This window comes from Paracholeplasma vituli, assembly GCF_025446935.1.
Lineage (GTDB): Bacteria > Bacillota_I > Bacilli_A > Acholeplasmatales > UBA5453 > Paracholeplasma > Paracholeplasma vituli.
Map to the genome: position 1 here is coordinate 1 of NZ_JAOEGN010000035.1, position 1376 is coordinate 1376.

Genomic DNA, 1376 nt, shown 5'->3' on the forward strand with positions numbered 1-1376 from the left:
ATGATGAATGATTCGAACTAACTTCTTAGCTAAATGAACGAGTGCTACTCGATGATGTTTACCTTCCTGTTTTTTCTTTAAATAATAGTCGTAAAACACAGGATTGTGAATCATGATGGTCATACAAATGTTGATCAGTGTCGAACGTAAATACTTGCTTCCACGCTTCACGAGTTTACCAGTAGAAGACAGGGTTCCAGACTGCTTGATGGTTGAATCTAATCCCGCATAGGATAACATTTCAGCCGGATTTGAAAAGAGCGATATGTCACCATACTCAGAAATAATAGTGGCTGCAGATATAATTCCTATACCCTTAATTGTTTGAATCTTCGTTGGGTATTGAGCCATTAGTAAATGGATTTTTTCCTCAGTAGATTTGATATCTTGAGTCAGTTTTTCAACATACGAAATAGACATTTTCAATTTTAATAGTTGATAGTCTTGTGTGACACCAATAGTCGATTTTGCTAAAGATTTTAAGGTAACAAATTTCGGATAGTTGAATTTACCAATAGATATTCTTCGGATTTTATCATAGTGTTCATTGGTCATCTTAGCGATTCTTTCAGGCGATGTGAAATGTTTTAAAATGTATAAAGATGTCTCAGAATAGCCTTGTTCTTTGATGACTGAATTGAACTCAGGGAAAATCATGTCTAAAACCTTGGTGATCATGTTATAGTGCTTTGTTCTCATTGAAATGAGTTTATAACGTAACCTGGTCAGTGATTTTAAAGCACTAATATGATAAGATTGATGATGATAGGCTTTGTAGTCTACAGTCATCATATAGGATGAAATCATCTCTGCGTCCTTCTTATCTGTCTTCGTTTTTCTGAGTGAATGGGCTTCTCCAAACTTCTTCACTAGAAATGGATTAATCTCCATGAATGTAAATCCATGGGTGGTAAGAAACGACTTTAGATTTTCGCCATAGTGACCTGTAGCCTCTAAGCCTATTATCATTTCTTGTTTCGAAAATGGGGTTAATTTGTTAAGCAATTCCCTAAATCCAATTTGACTGTTCTCAAACGAGAACGCTTGACCGATTGTTTCAGTGGCGATGAAACAATCGTGCTTGTACTTTGAAATATCGAATCCGATATAGATCATAAGTACACCTCCTTAAATTGTTTTTCGTACTTGTGGTAGTCCAGCCTGTCTTTATTCTCATAATCATGTAAAAAGCGTTATTCGCTAACTAACTATTGCTGATTAAAATAAAGACCGTGGTAAGCGTCACCTCAAAACAGTCTAGCTGTATTAGTATGAAACAAATCCACAGTACATTATTAGTATATTAAATTAGAAAGAAAGAGGAAAGGTTTGAATTCATCTTAAGTGCTAACTTAATACAATTTAAATCTTACATG

General features: G+C 34.7%; 1 protein-coding gene. It reads right to left on the reverse strand.

Annotation, left to right across the window (positions count from 1 at the left end):
- Positions 1 to 1116 (reverse strand): IS110 family RNA-guided transposase (locus tag N7603_RS08935; protein WP_262097081.1); only part of this gene is annotated, 1116 nt, incomplete at its 3' end.
- Positions 1117 to 1376: the final 260 nt, after the last annotated feature.